The organism is Pectobacterium sp. IFB5596 (genome assembly GCF_021432585.1).
GTDB classification, from domain to species: Bacteria; Pseudomonadota; Gammaproteobacteria; order Enterobacterales; family Enterobacteriaceae; genus Pectobacterium; species Pectobacterium punjabense.
Genome location: NZ_LXFY01000031.1, coordinates 100,941 through 127,767, shown reverse-complemented (window position 1 = coordinate 127,767; position 26,827 = coordinate 100,941). Strand labels below are relative to the sequence as shown.

The window sequence follows — 26,827 nt, the reverse complement described above, 5'->3', positions numbered from 1 at the left end:
TGAGTAAGCTCATCGGGATTCCCTCACTTGCCGCGTTATTCGGCCTATGGCCTCACCCCTTCGGGGTCAGCGCAAGCGCTGTTCAAAACGCTACGTTTTGTCCTGAAACTCGAATTATTTAGGGTATATATTGGTATTTCACCGCACGATTACCGCCTGATTTTTCGCCGAAAAACCAGAGAAGCGTGACTGTTTTCACAATTGGAACAGGGTTTCAATGTTATAAATTATAAAATAATCATTGGGATAGTGGGTGGTGATAAATGGGCGTGTCCCGAGTGGTAGGGAAAGGGGTATTGAGCGGTATCTTACTGATGGCAATGGGTATCGGTCAGGCAATGTCCTGTCAGGCTGGCCCTGCTAACGAGTGGAAACGGGGTATTGAACAGCAGCGTCAGGCGGATTTGGGCAACGGCTGTTATCTCAATCCGATTATTGCGGGCGATCATCCAGATCCCACGATTATCAAGGATGGTGCCGATTACTACATGACGTTCTCGTCCTTTGACGATATCCCCGGACTGCTGATTTGGCACTCGCGCGATTTAGTTAACTGGCAGCCGATTGGCCCGGCGATCACGACGCCCGTTGACGCGATCTGGGCGCCGGATTTGGTGAAACACGACGGCAAATATTATATCTACTTCACCACAAACCGGATTATCGACGCCAAAGGAACGAAAAAGAAAACGCTGTATGTGATTACTGCCGATGATATTCACGGCCCGTGGACGCCGCCGAAGGATACGGGCTTGAAAAATCCGGCCAGCGATCCCGGTCATGTGGTGGGAGAGGACGGTAAACGTTACATCTTTATGTCTGGCGGCAATCGCGTGCAGTTAACCGATGACGGGCTGTCGACGGTCGGTGACATGGAAGTGGTTTATCAGGGATGGCAATACCCAGAAGAGTGGGATGTGGAAAGCTTCTCGCAGGAAGGGCCGAAGATGCTGCGCCACGGTGACTATTTCTACATGGTGCTGGCGGAAGGCGGCACGGCGGGGCCACCAACGGGACATATGGTGATTGCCGCGCGATCGAAATCGATCAACGGGCCGTGGGAGAACTCACCACATAACCCGATTATCCGCACGCAAGATCGTTCTGAAAAGTGGTGGTCACGCGGCCACGCAACGCTGATCGAAGGACCGGATAAAAATTGGTACATGGTGTATCACGGTTATGAAAATGGCTTTATGACGCTGGGACGGCAGGCGATGCTGGAGCCGATCGTCTGGGGAGACGATGGCTGGTTTACGTCTGCTGGCTTTGATACCGGTAAACCGATTCGCAAACCGGCTGGAGGCGAAGCGGTGCCGCATGGCATCGGCTGGTCTGATAGCTTTACCGACGAGAAATTTCCAGCCCGCTGGCATTTCTACCGCGCCAATGCGGAAGAGCTGAAACGGGTTACGCTCAGCGACGGCAAGCTGCACCTGAAGGCAAAAGGAACGTCGCCGAAAGACAGCGCACCGCTGACGATGATCCCTGGCGATCAGGCTTACCAAATTGAGGTTACGGCGAATTTCGCCCCCGGCGCACAGGCTGGTTTACTGCTGTTCTACAACGCGAAGCTGTATGTCGGGTTGTCGTTTAATCAGGATGGCACCGTCATGCACCGCTATGGGCTGGAAAGGGCGGAGAAGAAACTGCCGCACATCACAGGCAATGAGGTGCAGATTCGGATGAAAAACGATCGCCATATCGTGACGTTTTACACCCGAACCTCGGATCAGGAGCCGTGGAAAAAGTATCCGGTGCAGATGGAAGTGTCCGGCTACCATCACAACGTCGCGTATGACTTCCTCAGTCTGCGGCCTGCTCTTTACGCATCGGGCGAGGGTGACGTGACGTTCAGTAACCTGCGCTATCAGGCTTTGCCTTGATTCCCCGGTCTTAAGACGAGCGTGAAATGCCCAGGATGGTGGCGGCTTCGGCGCTGCCATCCTGTAGCGCCTGAGTCGATCCATCATAATAAATCTGCCCGTCCACGATCAGCACCGTACGTTTTGCGATCCGCATGGCATCATCCAGATTGTGAGACACCATCAGCAGCGTGAACTGACGCTCCTGACATACGCTTTCAACCAGATCGAGCATCTCCTGACGCAGTGCCGGATCGAGTGCTGAAAACGGTTCATCCAACAGCAGAATCGGTTGATGACGTACCAGACAGCGTGCCAATGCCGCGCGCTGACGTTGCCCGCCGGAAACCTGCGACGGTAACCGATCCAGAAGATCTGCCAGACCAACCCGATCGGCGATCTGCCGTAGCGTTTCACGCTGTGCGGTACTGAGCCGTAGACCGGGGTGCAACCCCAGCGCGATGTTCTGCCCAATCGTCAGGTGAGGAAACAGGTTGTTTTCCTGAAATAGAATAGAAACCGGTCGTTTAGCGGGGGGAGTTTCGCGGTGGGGAGCGCCGTTAAGCCGTAATTCGCCGCTGTCTGCCATCAGGAAACCGGCAATCAGATTCAGCAGCGTGCTTTTCCCTGCGCCGCTGGGGCCGAGGATGGCGATGCGCTCACCCGGTTTGACGTGAAAATCAAAGCGCATAGGCAAGTGCTGATAGAAGTAGGTCAATTTCTCAAGCGCGATCATGACGGCCTGCCAGTTTCTCAATCAGGGTAAATAACATAAAGCACAGCAGCATCAACAACAGTGCCGTGACCGCACCGTCGGCGCTGCGATAGGAACCAATTTGCTGATACAGATAGAACGGCAACGTACGGAACTGCTCATTGCCGAACAGTGCGATGACGCCGAAGTCGCCGATAGACAATACGCAGGCAAAGGCCAACGCCTGCGCTAACGGCTGCTTCAGGGCGGCAAGTTCGATTAGCTTCAGCCTTTGCCAGCCGCGAATATCCAGCGATGTACAGAGCCGATTGTAGCGTTCGGCAACATCCAGCATCGGGTTTTCCAACACCTTAATGGCATATGGAATTGCCATCAGCGCATTCGTGAACACAACCAGCGCATAGGGGGATTGTGGCAGCCCGATGCTGTTATTCAGCAGCAGAAAAAAGCCAGTTGCCAGCACAATACCGGGCATGGCGAGGATGAGCATACCGCTCAGGTTCATCAACTGCCCGTAGAGTGGCTTCTGGCGTAACTTGAGTTCGCGGCTGCTCCAGAGCAGCATCATGGTTAACACCAGACACAGGAGCCCAGCGCCTAGGGCAATGCGCAGCGAAGTAAACAGCGTTTGCCAGAGTACGGGCTGTTGCAGCACGGTAACCAGCGAGCGGTTCACGCCATCAACCACCACGGCTAGCAAAGGGGGAATGACCAGCAGCAACAGCGCGCCAATCATCAGGCCATCGGTGAGGCGGCTTAAGGCGCTATCTTGCGGGTTGCGCCATGAAAGCTGCTGCGTACTGCCGACAGGCAGAATACGACCCAATCGCTGGCTCAGCAGCACCAAACCGAGACAGCAAACCATCTGAATTATCGCCAGCAGTGCCGCGCGTGCCGGATCGTAATCAAAGCTCAATGCCTGATAGATAGCCAGCTCAATCGTGGTCGCCTGCGGGCCACCGCCCAGTGACAGAACTGTGGCAAAGCTGGCAAAGCAGAGCATAAAAATTAGCGCGCCAGTGGGTAAAATTTGCCTGCGCAGGGCGGGCCACTCCAACAGACGGAAATGTTGCCAGCTATTCATGCCCAGATTGGCGGCTAACTGGCGCTGCTCGGTGGCGATGCCTTCTAAGGATTGCAATAGCAGTCGGGTTGCCAGCGGCAGGTTGAAGAAGACGTGTGCCAGCAAAATACCTTTCAGTCCGTAGGGCGAAAACGTGTATTTTAGGTCGAACCAGCCCAATGCAGAGGCCAGCCAGCCTTGTCGGCCATAAACGCTGAGCAGGCCAAAAACGGCCACCAGTACGGGCAACACCAGCGTCATCGCGCACAGGCGCAGCAACCAGCGATGGCCGGGGAAGCGCCGTCGGTACAGCGCTCTGGCGAGGCAAATCGCGGGAACGGTAGAAAACAGCGCAGAGAGAAAGGCCTGCCAGAAGGTAAACCGAATGACATGCCAGAGATAGCTGTCATGCCATAGCGTGCGCCACTGGCTTTCTGGTGCCTGTATCCACAGCGCGCCGAAAGCCAGTACGGCAACGGAAATTAACAACGTGGTGGCCAGTAGCCCTGGCCACAGACGTCCGCCGATTAGTGGCTGACGGCGCGTTGCCATGCCTGAATCCACTGCGTCCTTTGGTCGGCAACGTCTTGTGCGCTGAACTGCATCGCTTTCTCAGGCACGGCGAGCGTTGCGAAGCCCGCAGGCAGTTCGGTTTTCACCGCCGGATACATCCAGTTTGTCGTAGGGATAGCCTGCTGGAAGGTTGGGCTCAGGATGAACTGCATAAAGCGTTTTGCCAGCTCGGGGTTTTTGCTGGAAGCCAACTGCCCGGCGATTTCAATTTGCAGATAATGTCCTTCGCTAAAGGTCGCCGCTGCGTAGCTGTCTTTCTTCTCTTCGATGATGTGGTAGGCCGGCGATGTCGTGTAGCTCAACACCAGATCGGCTTCCCCTTTCAGGAACAAACCATAGGCTTCGCTCCAGCCTTTGGTGACGGTAACGGTTTTTTTCGCTAGCTTCTGCCAGGCTTGCGGCGCATCGTCGCCGTAAACTTTCTGCATCCACAGTAGCAGGCCCAGCCCCGGTGTGCTGGTGCGCGGGTCTTGATAGATCACTTTCCACGGCGTGTTGCTGTCCACCAACTCATGCAGGCTTTTCGGCGGGTTCTTCAGCGTGTCTTTGTTGTACACAAAGGCGAAATAGCCGTAGTCGTAAGGAACGAACGTTTTATTGTTCCAGCCGCCCGGCACCGTGACGGTGTTGGTGTCCTGACCGTGTGGCGCAAACAGACCGGTTTGCTCTGCGGCTTGCAACAGATTGTTATCCAGCCCCAGAATGATGTCCGCTTTACTGTTTTTTCCTTCCATACGCAGGCGATTTAGCAACGATGCACCATCTTCCAGCGCGACGAAATTCAGCTCGCACGCGCACTCTTTTTCAAACGCGGTCTTGATGACGGGTCCCGGGCCCCATTCGGAAGCGAATGAGTCATAGGTATAAACGGTAAGCGCGGGCTTGGCGAAAGCGGATGCTGAGAGCAGTAACAAACAAGGTAGGCTGGTTTTCAGCACGGTGGCTGAACGGTGTAAGAATTGATTTAACACTTTGCACTCCTGAGAATCATAGGGTGGCAAAGGACTTCGAGGCAGCATAAGCCGCACTCTCAAATCCCTTCGCCGGTATTAACCGGATCAGGTTCGACGGGTATCTTCTCAGCGAAAAATTTTCCGCACCCCGTTGAGAACGGCTCATTGTAAAGGGTTAAGTCCGGCAGTGAAAGGCTCTCAGCGTTCCGGCGGCGCAAACCACGCGGATTTAAAATCAAACCAGCCCAGCATATTCATTCTGACGCCGCGCATGCTGCGCTGCCCTTGAAGTTGCAGCCAGTGATGCAATAACGGATGCAGTTGCCCGCTTTTGATGAGTTTTTCACTCCATTCTGCCATTGGGAGCGAGTGATTACGCCACTGTTGTGCGTCGGTATCCAGGTCGTCGTTCAGACAATGTTGCACCAGCGGCAGCTCATAGAGCATGGCGAACAGAGAGAATTCGAGCGGCAGATAACAATTCAGGCTACCAAACCAGATATCGCTTTCGGCATTGCCCTGATACCAATCTTCGTAGCTGATGGTCTGAACATGTAGAGTGACACCCTGTTGCGCCAGCAGCGTGCGCATAATCTCGCTTAATATCCGGTACTCTGGGTGCTCCTGATAGAACGTGAGCGTGACGTCGGTCAGCCCTTTTGGCATCGACTGTGGCGTGTCAGGGTGATGGTGATGCCAGCGCGGCAGCAGGCTATAGGCTGGCGACCAATCGCGTTGGTTGCTGATATTGGCGTGGTTGAGCAGCGAAATAGGATTAAATACCTGCCTGAGCCATTGCTGAGCCTCTGGGCGCTTGTTCAGCGGTGAACGTTTGTCGAACAACAGAAAATAGCCGCCTTCTTCCATCCGGCTTTCCAACTGTTCGTGACGAGAATTGTCTGACTGGAATTGGACGGAGACGGGCATTTCCTCCGGTTCGTCCGGCAAGACCCAGATGTTGACCTCATCAATCAGCGCTCGATAGCCAAAATAGTCATCGAAAGCGCGGATCTTCAATTGGCTGCTGTTATTGCGCACCACGGCGTAAGGGCCGGTGCCAATCGGGTGTTGGGCGAAATTCGGCAGCGTTTGCCACTCTTGCGGCAGGATCATGGCATGCACGCTGGCCAAAAGCCACGGCAACCACTTATCTGGGCTGCGCAAGCGGATATCAATCACAAACGGCATCGGTGAGGTCACGGCTTCGATATGTGAGAAGAGCGGAAGCGGCGCGAGGCGCGATAACGATAGGGTGATGTCATCCATTGTGAGTTCACGACCGTGATGGAAGCGGATGGCTGGACGCAGATAAAAGCGCCAGTGCAGAGGAGATAGGCTCTGCCAGTGATGAGCTAGATCGGGTTTCAGTTCCCCATTTTCCTCATTTATATTGGTCAGTCCGCTGAATATTTGCCGCGCAATGTGCATTTCTGAGCGTCGTAGTGCTGAACTGGGTAATAAATTGCGTAACGGGCGGTAATAGAGGATGCGCAGAATATGCTTCCCTTGCCGGAAACTTCGCCCAAGGTGGGCGAGTAGCATCTGGCGCACCGCTTCTTTATCACCTACCAACTGCACCAGCTGCTCAATACGATCCTGTTCCAGTAAATCTTCGGCACGCTGCTGCTGTAGCGCTAATCCGGTATAGACAAAGGAGAGCTGCGAACGTTTTCCTCGCCCGGCCTCTGCCTGCCAGATGAGCCAGCCTTCTTGTTGCATTGCGTTCAATAACGAACGGATGTGGCGGCGTGAGCAGTTCAACACCCCGGTTAGCTCTTGCAGCGTGGTATCGGTGGTTTGCCCCTGAAAGTGTTGCCACAGGCGGATGAACTGTTGTTGCAATCGAGGGGAAGACATAAAAGAGGAACTCCCTACACTAAAGTCATCAATTTATCTTTCCCTATATTACGTCGATACTTTCTAGCAAGGAAAGAGAGGAGGTGGATCATGACAATTTCCCGTTTGTCCCAGTTCTATCGAACCTATCTATCGACGTGTAAAGCGAAGTGGTTGCGATGGATGTCTACCCAGCAGCGCGTTGCCTTATTGCAGCAGGCGACGCAGTGGCACCTAAACGAAATGTCTGATGAAGAGTATCGTCATTGGCTCTAGGTGGTGTGAGGAAACGTATTCTGAGTAAAACAATGTATTCTGAGTAATGGTGATGTTTCACCAGCCAGCGAGTTTTCTCGCTGGCTTTTTTTATGGCGTTTACCTGCCACCCTACTACGGATCGTCGCGTCATTTTTTGGCTATTGCGGAGAGCTTGCGTGACGAAGTGGCATCAGCGGCGCGGTTCACGTAATGATTTGTTCACGTAATGGCTTACCTTCGCTGAGCAGTGCACAATAGCGTGCTAATTCATCCTGTTGGCGGGCATTTCGTATCTGTAAGGCCAGATTAATCGTGGCAAGCTCCCGAGCGTTGTCGGCTAACGATTGTGGGATTTTTTTTTGTTTGGCCAGCCAGTCTGCGACATCGCTCCACTCCCACAGCGGTGATGTGCCGCGTAAACGTTGGACTGGGGAGGGGAAATCGCCTGCGCCACGTTTTCCATCTTTGAGAAGCGCAATCGCCTGACGCGACATCGTAGACAAGGCTGCGATATCACTGATCCCAACCCAGACTGCATCAACGGAGTGGACTCTGGCCTGGATGCCTGCTGACTCGATGTCATGAATAGCGCTGATGACCGCGGTAGAAAAACGAGGGCTTTCTCGATCAAATTCGAGATAGACGGCGCTGCCATAGAAGCAGATCAACGCGTCGTCGCAGCCGCTGGCAAAAAGTGCATCTTCCAGCCCAGCCGTATCTGCGCAAACGCCCGCTAGCGTGAGAGAAAAGTGATACGTTGTCATAAATTCCTCGGTAAGCCGTATATATCTTTTATTGTTTCAGTATTGTCAGGCAGTTATCGACGTTACGGCGGATCTGCTTTGCATGATTTTCCGGGACTGATGGCGTGGACCAAATGCTCATCATATGAGTGCTGTGGTCCGGCGTGCCGCAGATAAGCCTGCCAAATGCATGCCCGTTGCTAGGATAAAAACGCCAGCCCTGCGCTAATGCGTATTCAATGGCTGCCTGAATATGCTTGTTTGGGTGTTTTTTCATCTATATACGGTCATGGTATGTTTGTTTGTTGACGAGCGTCAACATTGGTGTTGATCAAGAATGAAATATACCCGCTTATTTCACTGGCTATTGAATGGCGTGGCGAGCCTGCGTGTGGCTTCGCAAAAGCAGGTTGAAAGGAAGAGGAAGAATACATTTCAGAGAACCGTATTCAGATATTACTAACGTAACGTTTAATACCCAATATTGAATGTTAGGGTGAAATCTATTGTCATTAAAATTAAACAATTCTATGAATGTGTTTCTATACTAACAAGATGCTGTAACGCAAAAGTCTTAATTCGGATTATTCACTAACTCTATGTAATAGTTAATGTTATGAATGATTTTTAATTGAAGAAATTATCGTTAAAATGACGTTTTTTCGTGATGGTGATCTTATTGATAAAATTATTTTTCATGGGTTACTATTTTTTTTCTTGCATTTAACGCAGATTGTCACAATCTTTAATTAATATGTAACATGTAGTGGCGTTTTATTTTTTCTTGCTTACCTGAAATTTACTTCACAGCAACCTTCTGAATAACTCGACGGATGTAAAAATGAGCGATGTACCGTATCAGTCAATAGCGCTTTACGAAAAGCCAGAATCCTGGCAGTCCACCCCTGGGGTACATAACATTAAGCTGACGCCTCTCTTTGTTGTTGTTTTTTCTGGTGTTTTATTGCTCTTCGCTCTGGCTGTGGCGACGTCATCCTATTTTTTGAAGCAAGCGGAATTGTCATTAAATGAATCAACGCTGGAATTGAACGTTCGGATGGAGTTAGTTGATAGCGCGAATCATATGCGTGCGGCACGTATGAATCTGTTGCATGCCGTGAACCACTTACATAATGGCCTTACGAACAACTACAACGCCAGTATGAAAGCCGCCGAAGAACGGCTGATGATGTCGCAGCAAATGTTTAACGGATATCAAAATAGAGCGGTTCGCGCTGACGTTGAACAAGCACGTGATAATGAATTGAAAGCGCGTTATAGCGATTATGTTGAGCGGGGTATCAAGCCCATGTTTGATATCGCGAAACGGGGCAATGTTGACGAACTCAATGCGTTTGAGTCGACAACCCTGTCTAAGCTGGACGATGAGTATGACGTACCGCTGAAAGCGTCTTATCTTTATCGGGTTGAGATGGCAAAAAATATTAATGTGACGGCCGAAAGACATTCAACGTTGGGATATACGCTGATGACAGGGGCGTTTATTCTTGCCATTGTGCTAACTGGTATGACGTTCTTATTAATTCGTCGGGTCATTATTAATCCAGTGCAGTATTGGGTGTCGCGCATACAGGCTATCGCGCAGGGGGATTTGACGCGCACGAGCGTGGATGTGGGAAGAAATGAAATCGGCATTTTGGGGGGAAATATCCAGCAAATGCAGGATTCACTCTCCGAAACGGTTGGATCGGTGCGTGATAGTGCGGAGTCGATCCATAGTAGTTCGACGAAAATCGCCGTTGGTAACACAGACTTATCCGCTCGAACGGAACAGCAGGCTGCGGCACTGGCGGAAACAGCAGCCAGCATGGAGCAACTTACCGCAGCGGTGAAGCAGAATACCGATAATGCGCATCATGCCAGTGAGGTAGCGACGGAGACGTCTTCCAAGGCCGTAAACGGTGGCAATATTGTTGAACAGGTGGTGGATTCTATGGCTGGTATTGCCAAGAGTTCAGACAAAATCTCTGAGATTATCGCGCTCATTAATGGGATTGCATTCCAGACTAATATTCTAGCGCTGAATGCGGCAGTTGAAGCAGCCAGAGCAGGCGAGCAGGGCAAAGGATTCGCGGTGGTGGCAGGAGAAGTGCGTAGCCTGGCACAGCGTTCGGCTAACGCCGCAACGGAAATTGCCGCGTTGATTAAAGAATCCGAAACCAGAGTAACAGAAGGTACGACGCTGGCATCTGAAGCGGGTAAAGCGATGGCTGAGATTGTCGCTGAAATTAATAACGTTACCCGAATCATGAATGAGATCGCGCTGGCTTCCGATGAGCAAAGCAGCGGTATCAATCAGGTGTCGTTAGCGATATCAGAAATGGATCGGGTCACGCAACAAAATGCGACGCTGGTGTTGGAGGCCTCCTCATCAGCCGCATCTCTGGAGCAGCAGGCTGAGCGGTTAAATCTTGGCGTGTCCCGTTTTCACCTGATGTAGCCCCCTGACGGTAAAAAAAGAAAGTACCATTGATGGCCAGCGACGTTGTCGCTGGCTTTTTTTCGCTGTTTTTTCCAGCATGGGGATGTTAATCCGTTTCTGATAGAATCAGTGAAACAGGTACACCGTTTCTGGATGATGAAGATCGCTTATTTTTCTTCTCTGCCTGAGCAATTTTGTACAAATGACAAGAGGGTTAACGCGTGCATAAAAAGCTGGTTGCGCAAGAGCAGACAAATTTCAGACACCTGGAGGCACTCGGTGGTCTGGATATGTTGCAGGCGCAGTACTACCAGCAACGCTTTCCTCGTCATGTTCATGATACCTATTGCATCAGCGTGATTGAGCAGGGCGCTCAGCGCTTTTATCGCTCTGGTGCGGAGCACGTTGCGCCTAAAGGTGACATCATTTTGGTGAATGCAGACGATGTGCATACGGGAAGTTCCGAGGTAGAAACCGGCTGGGCCTATCGCGCCATTTATCCGCATCCTGACCTTTTTCGCTCCATTAATCAGGATCTTCAACGCGAAAAGGATTCCATTCCGTGGTTTCCTGACGCTGTTGTGCACGATCCAGGATTGGCGGAACAACTGCTCATGACCTTCAATATGCTTGCTCAGCCGGGCAATATGCTATTGAAAGAAACGCTGCTGTTGTCGTCATTAACCTGGCTGACGATGCGCTATAGCAAGACTCGTCTTACGCCACAGACGCTACCTGTTTCGACCCAAAATATATTGAATGTTAAAGCGTTTATGGACGGCTATCCTGAGAGAGAACTCGCCCTTGTTGAACTGGCAGAACTTGCCGAGCTTAGCGTATGGCACTTCTTACGGCAGTTTAAGGCCGTTGTCGGTATCACCCCCCACGCTTATTTGATTCAAGCGCGTTTGCGTAAGGCGAAAGATCTACTGCGTAAAGGCAACACGATTCTTGATGTTTCGGTACAGTGTGGTTTTACCGATCAGAGCCACTTCCACCGTCATTTCAAAAATTCGTTGGGGCTGACGCCGGGCGAGTTTGCTAAAGGCAACGTATAACCCGCCATACTTCAAGTTGCCTGTGCGTTGTTCAAAACGTTAACGTTTTGTCCTGAAACTCGAATTATTTAGGGTATTAATAGGCTCGTTCTCTATTCCGAGTCACAGCAAATTTATCCAATACTGTTAAAAACCGTTCTGTTAGTTTTCCGCTATCGATTTATTTATGGTAGCGCAATGTTATATGGAAAACACCGTAGCCCGTTCATCGTCGGAATCAAAAGACACGGTTAGCCCGTGGAAGCATTTTATGACCGGCGTGGTTGAAATGCTTCCGCTCTGTTTGTCCGTGGTGCCATGGGGAATTCTCGCAGGTTCTATGGCTATCCAATCGGGATTATCTGTCGGGCAAAGTATCGGGATGTCCGCGATTATTTTTGCGGGAGCAGCGCAATTAGTCTCGTTAGGATTGCTCATGTCTGGGGCGAATGTCGCGACGCTATTAATCTCCGTTTTCTTTATCACCGCACAGCACCTGATATATGGCCTGACGCTACGCGAATACGTTTCAACCTTGAGATTAAGAAAACGGCTGCCTATCGGTTTTTTATTGTCAGATGAGCTTTTTGCGCTGAGTGAAAAGAAAGATAGAAAGAACAATGTCAGCGCCAGTTATTTAATTGGTGCGGGCCTCACCTTTTATATCTTTTGGAATATTTTTAGCATCCTCGGTGTGGTTATGGCCTCGTCAGTGCCTGACTTGGATAAGTATCACCTTGATTACTCTATCGTGGCTACGTTCATTACCATCGTTGTACCGATGATAAAAAAGATCAGTACCTTTTCTGGTGTTCTGTTCTCTCTATCTCTTTCAATGCTATTGACCTATTTCAAGATAGAAGGTGCCATCGCTATTGCTGGTGTCGGTGGTATGTTTTTCTCTGTTTTCATTGCGTCCGTGCTTAAGGAAGAAAAATGAGTTGGTTATTGATATTCGTTCTGGCGGGGATCGTGTTTTTTAATCGCTATATTTTCCTCGAACCCGCCGTGCCGGTAAAAATCCCCGTTTTACTGCATCGTGCATTAAAGTATTCTGCGCCATGTTTACTCACCGCGATTTGTGGGCCGATTATTTTAATGGAACACGGCGTGATTCGCGCCTTTCCTGATAACCCGTATTTTCTCGGCGCGATAGTGAGTATCGTGATTTCATTCTTTATCAGAAATATAGTAGTCGCGGTGCTCTTGAGTATGCTGGCTTTCTATATGATTGCCGCCTTGCTTTAGCGCTTAATTTAAAAAAGAAAAAGCCCGCAATAAAACGTGCGGGCTTTGTGTTATCTACGATGCCAAATCAGTTCAAAAATGCAGGCTGATTCTTTTCATACTCGGTAATCGATGCTTCGTGTTGCAGCGTCAGGCCGATACTGTCTAATCCGTTGATCATGCAGTGACGACGAAAGCTGTCGATTTCAAACGGATAGCTTTTGCTGCCTGCCTGAACGACCTGATTTTCCAGATCGACGGTGAAGTTAATGCCTTCTTGACCATCAACCAGTTTGAACAGTTCGTCTACTTCTTCGTCGCTCAACTTCACTGGCAGCAGTTGGTTGTTAAACGAGTTGCCGTAGAAGATATCGGCAAAGCTTGGGGCGATAACGACTTTGAAGCCGTAATCGGTCAGCGCCCACGGCGCGTGCTCACGGGAAGAGCCGCAGCCGAAGTTTTCGCGCGCCAGCAGGATGCTTGCCCCTTTGTATTGTGGCTTGTTCAGCACAAACTCAGGGTTGGGCTGTTGGCCAGCGTCGTCCAGAAAACGCCAGTCGTGGAACAGATGTTGGCCGAAACCGGTACGCGTCACCTTTTGCAGAAACTGCTTGGGGATAATGGCGTCGGTATCGACGTTAGCGGCATCCAGAGGAACCACCAGACCTGTGTGTTGAGTAAATTTAGCCATGTCGGTTTCTCTCTTAATTCAACTCGCGGACGTCGGCAAAGCGACCCGTCACCGCAGCAGCAGCAGCCATTGCCGGGCTGACCAAATGGGTACGACCCGCGCGGCCCTGACGGCCTTCAAAGTTACGGTTGCTGGTTGATGCACAACGCTCGCCAGGGTTCAGGCGGTCATTGTTCATCGCCAGGCACATGGAACAGCCCGGTAAGCGCCACTCAAAACCTGCTTCGATGAACACTTTATCCAGCCCTTCCAGCTCAGCCATGGTTTTTACCGGGCCGGAGCCGGGTACGACGATGGCCTGAACGCCAGCCGCGACTTTACGCCCTTTGGCGATTTCTGCCGCTGCGCGTAAATCTTCGATACGCGAGTTGGTGCAAGAACCAATGAAGACTTTATCGATCTTCACGTCGGTCAATTTAATGCCGGGTTGCAGATCCATATACGCCAGCGCTTTAGCGGCAGAGGCGCGCTCTACCGGATCGCTGAAAGAATCAGGGTTAGGGATTTCCTGATTGACGGCGATAACCTGACCGGGGTTGGTGCCCCAGGTGACCTGCGGTGCAATCTGCGCGGCGTCCAGTGTGACGATCGTGTCGAACTGCGCGTCATCATCGGATTTCAGCGTGCTCCAGTACGCAACGGCGGCGTCCCAGTTGACGTCTTTCGGTGCAAATTGGCGGCCTTTCAGATAGTTGAAGGTGGTTTCATCCGGTGCAACCAGACCCGCCTTCGCCCCCATCTCAATGGCCATGTTGCACAGCGTCATACGGCCTTCCATGCTCAGCGCCCGAATGGCTTTGCCACAGAATTCAACCACATGGCCGGTGCCACCTGCGCTACCCGTTTTACCGATGATCGCCAGCACAATATCTTTCGCGGTGATGCCGTGTGCAGCATCACCGGTGACTTCAATCTTCATGGTTTTGGCACGGCCCTGTTTCAGGGTTTGCGTCGCCAGCACATGTTCTACTTCTGATGTACCGATACCGAAGGCCAGTGAGCCAAACGCGCCGTGCGTTGCGGTGTGTGAATCACCGCAGACGATGGTCATACCCGGCAGCGTCATCCCTTGTTCTGGGCCGATAACGTGAACGATACCCTGATTCGGGTGGTTCAGGTCATACAGCTGAACGCCGAATTCCGCACAGTTCTTGATTAACTCTTGCATCTGAATGCGAGCCATCTCACCGCTGGCATTGATGTCTTTGGTCTGTGTGGATACGTTGTGGTCCATGGTTGCAAAGGTTTTCCCCGGCTGACGAACCTTGCGGCCCATCGCGCGCAGGCCGTCGAATGCCTGTGGGGAAGTCACTTCGTGTACCAGATGCCTGTCGATATACAGCAGCGGTGTTTCGTTCGGCGCTTCATGAACGATGTGTGCGTCGTACAGTTTTTGATATAACGTCTTACCCATGGTTATGCCCCTTGCGCCACGAAACGCGCAATAACGTCGCCCATTTCACTGGTACCGATCGCGTTGCTGGCGCTTGCCAGATCGGCGGTGCGGTAGCCCTCAGCCAGCGCAGTATTGACGGCTTTTTCGATCGCCTCTGCGGCATCATCTGCACCCAGACTGTAACGCAGCAGCAGCGCCAACGACAGAATCTGTGCGATCGGGTTAGCAATGTCTTTACCGGCGATATCCGGTGCGGAACCGCCAGCAGGCTCGTACAGACCAAAGCCTTGTTCGTTCAAGCTCGCGGAAGGCAGCATACCCATGGAGCCAGTAATCATGGCGCACTCGTCGGACAGAATGTCTCCGAACAGGTTAGAACACAGCATCACGTCAAACTGAGAGGGATCTTTAATTAACTGCATTGTCGCGTTATCGATATACAGATGGGACAGCTTCACGTCTGGATAGGCTTTAGCGACTTCTGTGACGATCTCGCGCCACAAAATAGAGCTTTGCAGCACGTTGGCTTTATCGATGGAAGTCACGATACTGCGGCGTTTACGGGCGGATTCAAACGCGATATGTGCGATGCGCTCAATCTCGAAACGGTGATACACCTCAGTATCGAATGCGCGCTCATACTGACCGCTACCTTCGCGTCCTTTCGGCTGACCAAAGTAGATCCCACCCGTCAGTTCACGGACGCACAGGATATCAAAGCCTTTTGCGGCGATGTCGCTACGCAGTGGACAAAATGCTTCCAGTCCTTGATACAGACGTGCGGGACGCAGGTTGCTGAACAGTTTGAAGTGCTTACGCAAAGGCAATAATGCACCGCGTTCCGGTTGCTCTGCGGGTGGCAAATGTTCCCATTTCGGACCGCCCACGGAACCAAACAGAATCGCATCGGCCTGCTCGCAGCCCGTGACGGTCGCCTGCGGCAACGGTGTGCCCTGACGGTCAATGGCGATACCGCCAACGTCGTATTCACTGGTGGTAATGCGGATACCAAAACGCTGACGCACCGCATCCAGTACTTTGTGGGCCTGCGCCATTACTTCTGGGCCAATGCCGTCTCCGGGTAAAACGGCGATATGGTAGCTCTTTGTCATCACACTGTTTCCTGACTGTTTTGTTGTTTGCTATCGTTTTGTTGTTGGTTATTGTGCTGTTGCAGACGTTGAATTTCTTTTTCTACCTGCTGGGCACGTTTGATGTTGTTTAATACATTTACCATTGCCTGCGCGGAAGATTCAACGATATCCGTCGCCAAACCGACGCCGTGGAAACGACGGCCCTGATAATCCGCGACGATATCAACCTGACCCAGCGCATCACGTCCCTGACCTTTGGCCGTCAGTTGGTATTTAACCAGCGAAACCTGATAACCCGTAATGCGGTTGATCGCCTGATAAACGGCATCTACCGGACCATTACCCGTTGCGGCTTCTGACTGGGTTTCTTCACCACAGATCAGCTTGACTGAAGCGGTTGCCATTACGCTGGAGCCAGACTGAACGCTGAAATAGTCCAAACTGTAGAATTCAGGTTCTTCCTGCTGACGGCTGATAAAGGCCAGCGCTTCCAGATCGTAATCAAATACCTGACCTTTTTTATCTGCCAGTTTCAGGAAAGCGGAGTACAAGTCGTCCAGATTGTAATCGCTGTCCTGGTAGCCCATTTCTTCCATACGGTGTTTCACGGCGGCACGGCCAGAGCGAGAAGTCAGGTTCAACTGCACTTCTTTCAGCCCGATGGATTCCGGCGTCATGATTTCGTAGTTTTCACGATTCTTCAGCACGCCATCCTGATGAATGCCTGAAGAGTGGGCGAAGGCGTTGGCACCGACGACCGCTTTGTTGGCAGGAATAGGCATGTTGCAAATCTGGCTGACCAGTTGGCTGGTGCGGTAGATTTCCTGATGATTGATGTTGGTGTGGACATTCAGGAGGTTATGGCGAGTTTTTATCGCCATGATCACTTCTTCCAGTGAGCAGTTACCCGCACGTTCACCGATACCGTTCAACGTGCCTTCTACCTGACGAGCACCTGCATGAACCGCCGCCATGGCATTGCCGACGGCCAAGCCCAGATCGTCGTGAGTGTGAACAGAAATGATGGCTTTATCGATATTGGGGACACGTTGATACAGTGAAGCGATGATATTGCCGAACTCATGCGGCATGGTGTAGCCGACGGTGTCCGGGATATTAATGGTGCGAGCGCCCGCGTTAATTGCAGCTTCGACCACGCGACACAGATCGGGGATTGGCGTACGGCCTGCATCTTCACAGGAGAATTCAACATCGTCTGTGTAGTTACGCGCGCGTTTGATCATGTAAATAGCGCGTTCAATGACTTCATCCAGCGTGCTGCGCAGCTTGGTGGCGATGTGCATCGGTGAGGTAGCGATGAAGGTGTGGATACGGAAGGCCTCTGCGACGCGCAGTGCTTCTGCGGCGACATCGATATCCTTTTCGACACAGCGGGTCAGACCGCACACACGACTATTCTTGATGTTGCGGGCAATGGTCTGAACGGATTCAAAGTCGCCGGGAGATGACACGGGAAAGCCGACTTCCATGACATCAACGCCCATACGCTCCAGGGCAAAGGCAATTTGCAGCTTTTCTTTTACGCTCAAACTCGCCTGTAAAGCCTGTTCACCATCGCGTAATGTGGTATCAAAAATAATGACTTGCTCGCTCATCGGTTTAGTTCCTTGTCGTGTCTACTTTGTACTTGGCGCTCGGCGAGTAAAAAAAAACCCGCGCATCAGCGCGGGTTTTTGTATCGTGTGGCGAGAAACTTAGTTCTTAACTCTGCCCACAAACCTACCGCGCAAGAAGGATGCGTTTAGTAGTAGGCCTAGTAGGACAGCAAAGTTGAACATGGGATCTCGTCATCTAAAATTCGGTGTTGCATTATTGGTACGCGATTATCAGGGTTATGTCAACTTTTGATTGATGTGACGTGCGTCAAGTAAACCAGCGATAGCCCACGGCGAATGAACGAAAGATCGTTGCGGTTTTGAACAATGGCGGTAGACTGCACGCCAAATAATATACAGCTGTACGCTGAAACGCTGTCACATTCATTTCCCTTATAAATTCTTTTACAGATGACTAATCATTTACAGCCATACCATGTGGTGCACCGGGTTCAAGATCGGATCAATCACTGCGCAGGTCGTATTGCGCTGCGCGAGTGGACGCCTACGGGCGAGCAGCAACTCACCTGGACACAGGCCGGACAGCGCATTCAGCGCATTGCCAGCGCGCTCTTAGCGCAGGGCGTGGATGTTCAGGAACGGGTTGCGATTTTCTCTCACAATTCGATGAATTGGTCGCTAGCCGACCTGGCACTGTTGCACCTGCGCGCAATCAGTGTGCCAATTTATGCCACGAATACGGCGGCACAGGCGGCGTTCATTATCAATGACGCGGATATTCGTACGATATTCGTCGGTGGTCAGGAGCAATTGGATGCGCTGCTGGCGCTGCGCGATACCTGTCCACAGTTGCGAAACATTATCGTGATGGATAACGGCGTTAACCTGCGCGGTAGCGACATCGCACAATCCCTGCATGAATTTGAAGCGCAGGCCGTAGACGATTTCTGGCGTGATGAATGGCAAACGCGCATCGACAGCCGCGATCTCAACGATCTATTTACGCTGATTTATACCTCTGGCACTACCGGCGAGCCGAAAGGCGTCATGCTGGATTACACCAACATGGCGATGCAGCTTAAGCTGCATGACGATCGTCTGGATATGTCAGAAAATGACGTATCGCTCTGTTTCTTACCGCTTTCCCACGTATTTGAGCGCGCCTGGAGCTTTGTCATTATGCACCGCGGCGCGCAGAACGTGTATCTCAGCAACACAAATCTGGTGCGTGAGGCAATGCAGGCGGTGAAGCCGACGGTGATGTGTGCCGTTCCCCGTTTTTATGAAAAAGTGTATAGCGCCATCCATGAAAAAGTGGCGCAGGCACCGTGGTATCGCCAGCGGCTCTTCAACTGGGCTGTTACGCAGGGGCAACACGCTTTTCTGGCGAGCCAAACCGCGAAGAAGGGCGGTCTTTTCCGTCGCGTGATGCACCACTATGCCGACCGTCTGGTGTTAGGGAAACTGCGCCAGCTTCTGGGCGGCGAAATTCGCTTTATGCCGGCAGCAGGCGCACGGCTGGATGACAATATCATTCTGTTTTTCCGGTCGATCGGGATTCGCATTATTTATGGTTATGGTATGACCGAAACCTGCGCGACGGTTTCCTGCTGGGAAGAAAACCGTTTCCGCTTAGGCTCTATTGGCACGCCGCTACCGGGCATTGATGTCCGTATTGGCGAGGAAAAAGAGATCCAAGTGCGCGGGGCGACCATCATGCGGGGGTATTTCCATCGTCCGCAAGAAACCGCGGACGCTTTTACCGAAGACGGCTGGCTGAAAACGGGCGATGCGGGAGAGCTGGATGCCAACGGTAACCTGTTTATTACCGAGCGATTGAAAGATCTGATGAAAACCTCGGGCGGTAAATATATCGCACCGCAGCATCTGGAAGGGACGCTGGGGCAGGATCGTTTTATCGAACAGGTTGCGATTATCGCAGACACGCGTAAGTACGTGTCTGCGCTGATTGTTCCCTGTTTCGAGGCGCTGGAAGAATACGCTCACTCTATTAATCTGAAGTACCACGATCGTCTGGAGCTGTTGCGTCACAGCCATATTATTGAGCTGTTCGAACAGCGCCTGCGAGAGATGCAGAAAGAGCTTTCTCGCGTTGAGCAGGTGAAGAAATTCACGCTATTGCCTGTGCCGTTTTCGATGGCTGAAGGGGAACTGACGCCAACGCTCAAGCTGCGCAGGAAGATCATCAATCAGCGTTACCAGCTGGAAATTGATGCGATGTACGCCGAGTCTTGATGATGTCGTCGGCCGAAAAATGCGTTTCCTGAAAAGAAATGTGGTTTTTCGGCCTCAAGATTTCACTCTGTAATTTACCGTCTTCATGGACGATCTCTCAGGTCTACAGGTCTCTGATTAGTATTTTATCTCAGTTCTTTTTTCACTCACGTTCGATTTCCCCTAGGCCTGATTAAGAGCGGTGGTTTTTTGCCGTTTGTCTGCGTCATAATCTGGCGTTATGTTAATGGGTTATCAGTAATCCCTATAATATTTCGTATTCTTGTACTAAAAGTTAACAGTATTAACACAACGTGAGCGCGGGGATTTCCCCCGGTCAATACAGAAACGGGCTCCGTTTTCTGAACAAAAGAGGCAGATCCATGGAGATGTTGTCAGGCGCCGAAATGGTGGTCCGATCGTTGATCGATCAGGGCGTAAAACATGTGTTCGGTTATCCGGGCGGTGCGGTGTTGGATATTTATGATGCCCTACACACGGTTGGCGGTATCGAGCATATTTTGGTGCGGCATGAGCAAGGTGCGGTACATATGGCCGATGGCTATGCGCGCGCGACGGGTGAGGTCGGTGTGGTGCTGGTTACCTCCGGTCCCGGTGCGACAAATGCCATTACCGGTATTGCGACGGCGTATATGGACTCCATTCCTATGGTGGTGTTATCCGGTCAGGTTGCTACCTCGCTGATTGGCTATGATTCCTTTCAGGAATGTGACACGGTGGGCATTTCCCGCCCTATCGTGAAGCACAGCTTTCTGGTCAAGAAAGTTGAAGATGTTCCGACGATCCTGAAAAAAGCGTTTTATCTGGCATCAACCGGACGTCCGGGGCCGGTAGTCGTCGATCTACCCAAAGACATCATGAATCCGGCAAATAAACTGCCGTATGTTTATCCCGAAAGCGTCAGCATGCGCTCCTATAGCCCAACGGTTCAAGGGCACAAAGGTCAGATTCGCCGTGCGTTGCAAACCCTGCTGGCGGCAGAAAAGCCGATTATCTACAGCGGTGGCGGCGTGATTAACGCGGAGTGCCATGAAGAGCTGCTGACGCTGGCGGAAAAGCTTAATTTGCCCGTGACAACGTCTCTGATGGGGCTGGGCGGCTTCCCGGGAACGCATCGTCAATGCCTCGGCATGCTGGGAATGCACGGGACGTACGAAGCCAACATGGCTATGCATAACGCCGATGTGATTTTTGCCGTTGGGGTGCGTTTCGATGACCGTACGACCAACAATCTGGCGAAATATTGCCCGAATGCGACGGTATTGCATATTGATATCGATCCCGCGTCGATTTCTAAAACGGTAAACGCAGATATCCCTATCGTGGGCGATGCCAAACAAGTGCTAAGCCTGATGTTGGAGTTGTTGGAACAGGATGGCGCACCGCAGCAGTTCGATGCGCTGCGCGACTGGTGGCAGGGTGTCGAGCAGTGGCGTGGACGTCACTGTCTGAAATACGACACTGAAAGCGACAAAATTAAACCGCAGGCAGTGATTGAAACGCTGCATCGGCTGACTGAAGGTAAAGCCTATGTGGCATCGGATGTCGGCCAGCACCAGATGTTTGCTGCGCTGTATTATCCTTTCGATTTACCACGTCGCTGGGTGAACTCAGGTGGACTGGGGACGATGGGCTTTGGCCTGCCTGCTGCGTTGGGCATTAAGCTTGCGCTGCCGGAAGAAACGGTCATTTGTGTGACGGGCGATGGCAGTATTCAGATGAATATTCAGGAGCTTTCTACGGCACTGCAATATGATCTGCCGGTCGTGGTGATCAACCTGAACAACCGTTTCCTTGGTATGGTGAAGCAGTGGCAGGACATGATTTACTCTGGCCGCCATTCCAGTTCTTATATGGAATCGTTACCGGATTTCGTCAAGCTGGCTGAAGCGTACGGTCACGTCGGGATTTCTATCGATACGCCGGATGAACTGGAAAGTAAGCTGTCGCAAGCATTGGCACAGAAAGATCGTCTGGTGTTTGTTGATATCAACATCGATAGCAGCGAGCATGTTTACCCCATGCAGATTCGCGGCGGGGCGATGGATGAAATGTGGTTGAGCAAAACGGAGAGAACCTGATCATGCGGCGGATTTTATCAGTATTACTTGAGAATGAATCAGGCGCTTTATCACGTGTCGTCGGTCTGTTTTCACAGCGTGGTTACAACATCGAAAGTCTGACGGTGGCACCAACCGAAGACCCTACGCTGTCCCGTATGACTATCCAGACGGTAGGCGATGAGAAGGTGTTGGAACAGATCGAAAAGCAACTGCACAAGCTGGTAGATGTCCTGCGCGTCAGCGAATTGGGGCAGGGCGCGCACGTTGAGCGTGAAATCATGCTGGTGAAGTTACAGGCTACAGGTTATGGCCGTGAAGAAGTGAAACGCTGCGCCGATATTTTCCGCGGGCAGATCGTGGATGTCACCGCCTCGCTGTATACCGTACAGCTTGCTGGCACCAGCGATAAATTGGATGCATTCCTCAGCGCTGTGCGTGAAGTTGCCGAAATTGTTGAAGTGGCACGTTCAGGAGTTGTCGGCGTATCGCGCGGCGATAAGATAATGCGTTAATCAACTTCGCAGCTTTTTCCTTTAAGAGGCCCGATATTATCGTATCGGGCCTTTTTATTTCCCTTATCTTATATATACCCGTCATACTTCAAGTTGCATGTGCGTTGGCTGCGTTCACTCACCCGAATCACTTACCTGAGTAAGCTCATCGGGATTCCTTCTCTTGCCGCCTTCCTGAAACTCGAATTATTTAGGGTATAGGCGCAATATATTTTAGGTTAAAAGGTGTCCATTATTGATATGGCAGCTTGAAATATGTGGGTAACGTGATAAAAGCAGTTGCCGTACAAAAGCTTCTGCTGTTAGATCTACGCCATATCCATGATGATTTTATGGTCATCACACTATTTATTTAGCCGGCCTATTTATTTTCCGGCCTACTAAGGGGTTACCGTGAAACTGGATGAAATCGCGCGTCTTGCGGGTGTTTCACGCACGACAGCCAGCTATGTCATTAACGGGAAAGCCAAACAATATCGCGTAAGCGATAAGACCGTTGAGAAAGTCATGGCTGTCGTCAGGGAGCACAATTATCATCCCAACGCCGTCGCGGCTGGATTACGTGCCGGACGCACACGTTCAATTGGTCTGGTTATTCCCGATCTGGAAAATACCAGCTATACGCGCATTGCCAATTATTTGGAACGTCAGGCCAGACAGCGCGGATATCAGTTATTAATCGCATGTTCCGAAGATCAGCCGGATAACGAGATGCGGTGTATTGAGCATCTATTACAGCGGCAAGTTGATGCGATTATCGTTTCTACCGCGCTGCCACCCGAGCACCCGTTTTATCAGCGCTGGATAAACGGCGGCCTGCCGATTATTGCATTAGACCGAGCATTAGATCGCGAGCACTTTACCAGCGTGGTCGGGGCCGACCTTGAAGATGCCGAAATGTTGGCGCAGGAATTGAGGAAGGTGCCTGCTAAATCGGTACTCTACCTTGGGGCGTTACCTGAACTTTCCGTCAGTTTCCTGCGTGAACAGGGGTTCCGTCAGGCATGGTCGGGCGATCCGCGTGAAGTGAATTATCTTTATTCCAATAGCTATGAGCGGGTGGCTGCTGCTGCTGCGTTTATGGATTATTTGAATAATAATCCTATGCCTGATGCGTTGTTCACCACTTCATTCCCACTATTGCAGGGGGTGATGGACGTTAACCTGAAGGTTAATGGGCGTTTGCCGAATAATCTGGCTATCGCGACCTTTGGGGATAATGAGCTGTTGGATTATCTGGAATGCCCAGTATTGTCTGTCGCCCAGCGTCATCGTGAAGTTGCTGAGCGTGTGCTGGAGTTGGTGTTGGCCAGTCTGGATGAACCGAAAAGGCCGAAGCCTGGCTTGAATCGTATTCGACGTAATCTGTACCGCCGTGGCTCATTGAGCCGCGCATAATATCCCTCTGCTTTTCTGCGCCATAGACTGCTATGGCGCCTCTTCTTTATCCGATCTCAATCCATTTTTATGGCAGTGCGACCCGGAATAGCCGACGACAATATTCCAGAAAGTAGCCGTACGTTACACCCATCACCATTGATATCACCAGATTACTGGTGACTGCGGTCAAAATTTGCGCCGGGCTTGCCCCGATAACCCAGAGAATCGCAGCATAAACAGGAGATTGAAAGCTAACATACGCAAACAGGTCAGCAACGCTGCGCACCAGGAAATGGTTGCCACCGTGACGTTTGGCCATATTCAACACGCGATCGCGGTAAAGCCCGTACGGCCAGGCAATAGCAATATTGACGGGGATAGATAGCAGACGTGAAGACAGCGACTGCTCGAAGCTCATCCCGGAAAGCATAATTTCAATTGCCATGCCGATGATGAAACAATAGACAACGAGTGCAAAGGTATCAGCGGTGACGCTTCGCAATCGTGATGTCGGGGAAAACATACCTAGGTGCTCCATTGTTAGGGCGGATAAACTGCTTAAGTCTATTTGTGTGGTTTTTTGTTGTGACTTATTTTATTTGCGTAGTTTACATCACTGAATGATTGGCTTGGTATTAGTGAAAAGTTTTTATTTGTGTTCGTTTTTTATACTTTTCCGCTACTTTATGTCTATCCAATAATTTTCCCGTTTTTTTATCGCGAGATGAAATTTAAAATCATTTAAAAACAATGCATTAATTTATTTTTGAGCCATGGGGTTTCTGCAACGCGTTAATTATGTGGAAGCCTTAAAGGAAGTGAGGGAATGACCGATAAACAAAGGTTACTTTTGACGCCGTTGTTTAAGGCTTCTTAGGATGTACTGGTGTTCATTTTATTCGACGTGATTCCTGAGTCTGTTGTTCTTTCAGTGGGAACCTGTATTCATCGTAGAGAGACGTAAATGAGCGTAAATCGACGGATTAATGCAGAATCGATGGCGTTGATGTTAAAAATGTGACATTGAGCAAATGTTTGCACCCACGGTATGATCCCGCGTGATTCGGTAAGCCTTGACATTCAAGGTGTTCGGCTTAATGAGACAATTCTGAAAGCTTTTATCTTTGGTATCAGGTTGTGACAATAAAAATAATCGATATGTTGAAGTTGGCGGCGATATGTTTGCAATGAACCCTTTTTACTGCAAATTTTCCTCAAATTATCATGATGTTAATCACTGTTAATTCCGACTCCTTATTCTTTTTACCTCTATGCTGGCCCAAATTCATTCAGGAATAATCCCAAAGCGCGTCCGCTCTGGCTTGACAAGGTTTTCATACCCTCCGTACACTCTTAAAGGTGGGATTTTGTGGGGTAAAGTGGTGAAAAAGGTGATGGAGGGGTAACTCAGGTATGTTTCGTGGGGCTACTCTGGTTAACCTCGACAGTAAAGGGCGTCTTGCTGTGCCTACCCGATACCGGGAAATGCTGAATGAGGAATCGCAAGGTCAAATGGTTTGTACCATTGACCTGCATCAGCCATGCCTGCTGCTTTATCCCTTACCTGAATGGGAAATCATTGAACAAAAATTGTCTCGCTTGTCGAGCATGAACCCCGTTGAGCGCCGTGTGCAGCGTTTGTTATTGGGGCATGCCAGCGAGTGTCAAATGGATAGTGCAGGGCGTTTGTTGATTGCGAATACGTTAAGGCAGCATGCGGACCTTAAAAAAGAAGTGATGCTAGTCGGGCAGTTCAACAAGTTTGAGCTGTGGGATGAACAGACTTGGTATCAACAGGTCAAGGATGATATTGACGCTGAACAATCGACTCAGGAGCCTTTGTCTGAGCGGTTGCAGGACCTATCGCTATAGCCATGCTGGAAAATTATAAACATACCACCGTCCTGCTGGATGAGGCCGTAAATGGCCTGAATATTCGCAGCGGCGGCACATACATCGACGGCACATTTGGCCGTGGTGGTCACTCTCGTCTCATTCTTTCCCAACTCGGGCCGGAAGGGCGTCTGTTAGCTATTGACCGCGATCCTCAGGCCATTGAAGCAGCCAAGGCGATTAACGATCCGCGTTTCTCCATTATTCATGGGCCGTTCTCTGCAATGGCGGATTATGTCGAGGAGCTTGGGCTTACCGGGCAAATCGATGGTGTTTTGCTCGATCTCGGCGTTTCTTCCCCACAACTTGATGACCCTGAGCGTGGGTTCTCATTTATGCGCGATGGCCCGCTGGATATGCGTATGGACCCGACGCGCGGTTTGTCTGCTGCCGAGTGGCTGATGAAAGCGGAAGCTGACGACATTGTCTGGGTATTGAAAACGTTCGGTGAAGAGCGTTTTGCCAAGCGTATTGCCCGCGCCATTGTGGAACGTAATCGTACTGAGCCGATGACGCGGACAAAAGAACTGGCGGAATTGATTGCTGCTGCTAGCCCGGTTCGGGAAAAGCATAAACATCCTGCAACGCGCAGCTTTCAGGCGATCCGCATTTATATCAATAGTGAACTGGAAGAGATCGAACGTGCGTTAGAAGGTGCGCTGAGCGTACTGGCTCCGCAGGGACGTCTGTCGGTGATCAGCTTCCATTCGTTAGAAGATCGGATTGTAAAACGGTTTATCCGTCATCAAAGTCGTGGACCACAGGTTCCTGCCGGCCTGCCACTAACGGAAGCGCAACTGCGCAGCCAAGGTGGACAGACATTAAAGCCTGTTGGAAAGAAACTGATGCCTTCGGAAGAAGAAATTGCAGAAAACCCGCGTGCGCGTAGTTCCGTGCTGCGGTTTGCTGAGAGACTGCCGGCATGATCGGTAATGAGCGGCATACTCTGGTCGGCGTCATCGGCGAGGATCTGCTACGCAATGCAAAACTCCCGGTGCTGCTGATGGTTGCCGTGTTGATTTCAGCCGTTTTTGTCGTAACGACGGCGCACCGGACGCGCTTGCTGACAGCGGAGCGCGAACGGCTTCTACTGGAGCGTGATGCGCTGGATATCGAATGGCGAAATCTGATCCTGGAGGAAAACTCATTAGGGGATCATAGCCGCGTTGAGCGGATCGCGACGGAAAAGCTGCAAATGGGGCATGTTGATCCGTCACAGGAAAACATTGTGGTTAAGTAATGAACTAAATAG

The 26,827-nt window shown here is 51.0% G+C and carries 24 protein-coding genes and 1 riboswitch; of the genes, 13 read left to right on the top strand and 11 right to left on the bottom strand.

Annotated features, from left to right (window positions below; translation table 11 throughout):
- Positions 1–263 precede the first annotated feature (263 nt).
- Entirely contained in the window at positions 264–1,886 is a 1,623-nt protein-coding gene (locus A6301_RS19510; protein WP_215483164.1) for a family 43 glycosylhydrolase, read from the top strand.
- Between the two features lie 10 nt (positions 1,887–1,896).
- On the opposite strand, the gene thiQ is transcribed toward A6301_RS19510, so the two are convergent.
- From thiQ to sgrR, 4 genes are all read right to left on the bottom strand, one after another.
- Complete coding sequence (thiQ, locus tag A6301_RS19505) at positions 1,897–2,601, bottom strand: thiamine ABC transporter ATP-binding protein ThiQ (RefSeq protein WP_107169175.1); 705 nt, start codon at positions 2,599–2,601, stop codon at positions 1,897–1,899.
- On the bottom strand, positions 2,588–4,195 hold the full coding sequence (gene thiP / locus A6301_RS19500) for a thiamine/thiamine pyrophosphate ABC transporter permease ThiP (protein ID WP_234258530.1): 1,608 nt from the start codon (positions 4,193–4,195) through the stop codon (positions 2,588–2,590). Before thiP ends, thiQ begins: the two co-directional genes overlap by 14 nt.
- Positions 4,171–5,154, bottom strand: a complete 984-nt coding sequence (gene thiB / locus A6301_RS19495; RefSeq protein ID WP_215483193.1) for a thiamine ABC transporter substrate binding subunit — start codon at positions 5,152–5,154, stop codon at positions 4,171–4,173. Before thiB ends, thiP begins: the two co-directional genes overlap by 25 nt.
- A 79-nt stretch (positions 5,155–5,233) precedes the next feature.
- A riboswitch (TPP riboswitch) is annotated at positions 5,234–5,330 on the bottom strand.
- A gap of 37 nt (positions 5,331–5,367) precedes the next feature.
- Positions 5,368–7,026, bottom strand: coding sequence for an HTH-type transcriptional regulator SgrR (gene sgrR, locus A6301_RS19490; RefSeq protein WP_107169172.1), 1,659 nt, complete (start codon positions 7,024–7,026; stop codon positions 5,368–5,370).
- A 90-nt stretch (positions 7,027–7,116) separates the two neighbouring features.
- Between sgrR and sgrT the strand changes: the two genes are divergently transcribed.
- Positions 7,117–7,281 carry a glucose uptake inhibitor SgrT gene (gene sgrT, locus A6301_RS19485; RefSeq protein ID WP_107169171.1) on the top strand — a complete coding sequence of 55 codons (165 nt, stop codon included), beginning with the start codon at positions 7,117–7,119 and terminating at the stop codon, positions 7,279–7,281.
- A gap of 185 nt (positions 7,282–7,466) precedes the next feature.
- Here the strand turns inward: sgrT and A6301_RS19480 are convergent, their stop codons facing one another.
- Positions 7,467–8,027: an AlpA family transcriptional regulator gene (locus tag A6301_RS19480; RefSeq protein ID WP_205540278.1), complete on the bottom strand. Its 561-nt coding sequence runs from the start codon at positions 8,025–8,027 to the stop codon at positions 7,467–7,469.
- A 28-nt stretch (positions 8,028–8,055) separates the two neighbouring features.
- Positions 8,056–8,283 carry a hypothetical protein gene (locus tag A6301_RS19475; protein ID WP_215483162.1) on the bottom strand — a complete coding sequence of 76 codons (228 nt, stop codon included), beginning with the start codon at positions 8,281–8,283 and terminating at the stop codon, positions 8,056–8,058.
- 564 nt (positions 8,284–8,847) lie between these two features.
- Between A6301_RS19475 and A6301_RS19470 the strand changes: the two genes are divergently transcribed.
- From A6301_RS19470 to A6301_RS19455, 4 genes are all read left to right on the top strand, one after another.
- Positions 8,848–10,467, top strand: coding sequence for a methyl-accepting chemotaxis protein (locus A6301_RS19470; RefSeq protein WP_107169169.1), 1,620 nt, complete (start codon positions 8,848–8,850; stop codon positions 10,465–10,467).
- 203 nt (positions 10,468–10,670) lie between these two features.
- On the top strand, positions 10,671–11,507 hold the full coding sequence (locus tag A6301_RS19465) for an AraC family transcriptional regulator (protein WP_107169251.1): 837 nt from the start codon (positions 10,671–10,673) through the stop codon (positions 11,505–11,507).
- Positions 11,508–11,691: 184 nt separating this feature from the next.
- On the top strand, positions 11,692–12,426 hold the full coding sequence (locus A6301_RS19460) for an AzlC family ABC transporter permease (protein WP_234258529.1): 735 nt from the start codon (positions 11,692–11,694) through the stop codon (positions 12,424–12,426).
- Positions 12,423–12,734, top strand: a complete 312-nt coding sequence (locus tag A6301_RS19455) for an AzlD domain-containing protein (protein ID WP_234258528.1) — start codon at positions 12,423–12,425, stop codon at positions 12,732–12,734. Before A6301_RS19460 ends, A6301_RS19455 begins: the two co-directional genes overlap by 4 nt.
- Positions 12,735–12,801: 67 nt before the next feature.
- Here A6301_RS19455 and leuD read toward each other — a convergent pair whose 3' ends face one another.
- Genes leuD through leuA form a run of 4 tightly spaced genes read right to left on the bottom strand, consistent with a single transcriptional unit; the run spans position 12,802 to position 17,510 of the window.
- On the bottom strand, positions 12,802–13,404 hold the full coding sequence (leuD, locus tag A6301_RS19450; RefSeq protein WP_107169254.1) for a 3-isopropylmalate dehydratase small subunit: 603 nt from the start codon (positions 13,402–13,404) through the stop codon (positions 12,802–12,804).
- 13 nt (positions 13,405–13,417) lie between these two features.
- Complete coding sequence (leuC, locus tag A6301_RS19445) at positions 13,418–14,818, bottom strand: 3-isopropylmalate dehydratase large subunit (protein WP_234258527.1); 1,401 nt, start codon at positions 14,816–14,818, stop codon at positions 13,418–13,420.
- 2 nt (positions 14,819–14,820) lie between these two features.
- The gene (gene leuB, locus A6301_RS19440; RefSeq protein WP_107169256.1) at positions 14,821–15,912 is read right to left on the bottom strand and encodes a 3-isopropylmalate dehydrogenase; all 1,092 of its coding nucleotides are present in this window, start codon (positions 15,910–15,912) and stop codon (positions 14,821–14,823) included.
- Positions 15,912–17,510, bottom strand: coding sequence for a 2-isopropylmalate synthase (leuA, locus tag A6301_RS19435; protein WP_215483158.1), 1,599 nt, complete (start codon positions 17,508–17,510; stop codon positions 15,912–15,914). Before leuA ends, leuB begins: the two co-directional genes overlap by 1 nt.
- 411 nt (positions 17,511–17,921) lie before the next feature.
- Between leuA and A6301_RS19430 the strand changes: the two genes are divergently transcribed.
- From A6301_RS19430 to cra, 4 genes are all read left to right on the top strand, one after another.
- Entirely contained in the window at positions 17,922–19,727 is a 1,806-nt protein-coding gene (locus tag A6301_RS19430) for a long-chain fatty acid--CoA ligase (protein ID WP_215483157.1), read from the top strand.
- Between the two features lie 362 nt (positions 19,728–20,089).
- On the top strand, positions 20,090–21,808 hold the full coding sequence (gene ilvI, locus A6301_RS19425; RefSeq protein WP_234258526.1) for an acetolactate synthase 3 large subunit: 1,719 nt from the start codon (positions 20,090–20,092) through the stop codon (positions 21,806–21,808).
- A 2-nt stretch (positions 21,809–21,810) separates the two neighbouring features.
- Entirely contained in the window at positions 21,811–22,302 is a 492-nt protein-coding gene (gene ilvN / locus A6301_RS19420) for an acetolactate synthase small subunit (protein ID WP_165800684.1), read from the top strand.
- Positions 22,303–22,695: 393 nt separating this feature from the next.
- Positions 22,696–23,700: a catabolite repressor/activator gene (gene cra, locus A6301_RS19415; RefSeq protein WP_107171040.1), complete on the top strand. Its 1,005-nt coding sequence runs from the start codon at positions 22,696–22,698 to the stop codon at positions 23,698–23,700.
- Between the two features lie 67 nt (positions 23,701–23,767).
- Here cra and A6301_RS19410 read toward each other — a convergent pair whose 3' ends face one another.
- Positions 23,768–24,205, bottom strand: a complete 438-nt coding sequence (locus tag A6301_RS19410) for an L-alanine exporter AlaE (protein ID WP_234258525.1) — start codon at positions 24,203–24,205, stop codon at positions 23,768–23,770.
- An 890-nt stretch (positions 24,206–25,095) separates the two neighbouring features.
- Between A6301_RS19410 and mraZ the strand changes: the two genes are divergently transcribed.
- Genes mraZ through ftsL form a run of 3 tightly spaced genes read left to right on the top strand, consistent with a single transcriptional unit; the run spans position 25,096 to position 26,815 of the window.
- Positions 25,096–25,554, top strand: coding sequence for a division/cell wall cluster transcriptional repressor MraZ (gene mraZ, locus A6301_RS19405; protein ID WP_107171042.1), 459 nt, complete (start codon positions 25,096–25,098; stop codon positions 25,552–25,554).
- A gap of 2 nt (positions 25,555–25,556) precedes the next feature.
- A complete protein-coding gene (gene rsmH / locus A6301_RS19400) occupies positions 25,557–26,501 on the top strand; it encodes a 16S rRNA (cytosine(1402)-N(4))-methyltransferase RsmH (protein ID WP_234258524.1) in 945 nt (314 codons plus the stop codon).
- A complete protein-coding gene (gene ftsL / locus A6301_RS19395; RefSeq protein ID WP_107171044.1) occupies positions 26,498–26,815 on the top strand; it encodes a cell division protein FtsL in 318 nt (105 codons plus the stop codon). Before rsmH ends, ftsL begins: the two co-directional genes overlap by 4 nt.
- Positions 26,816–26,827 lie beyond the last annotated feature (12 nt).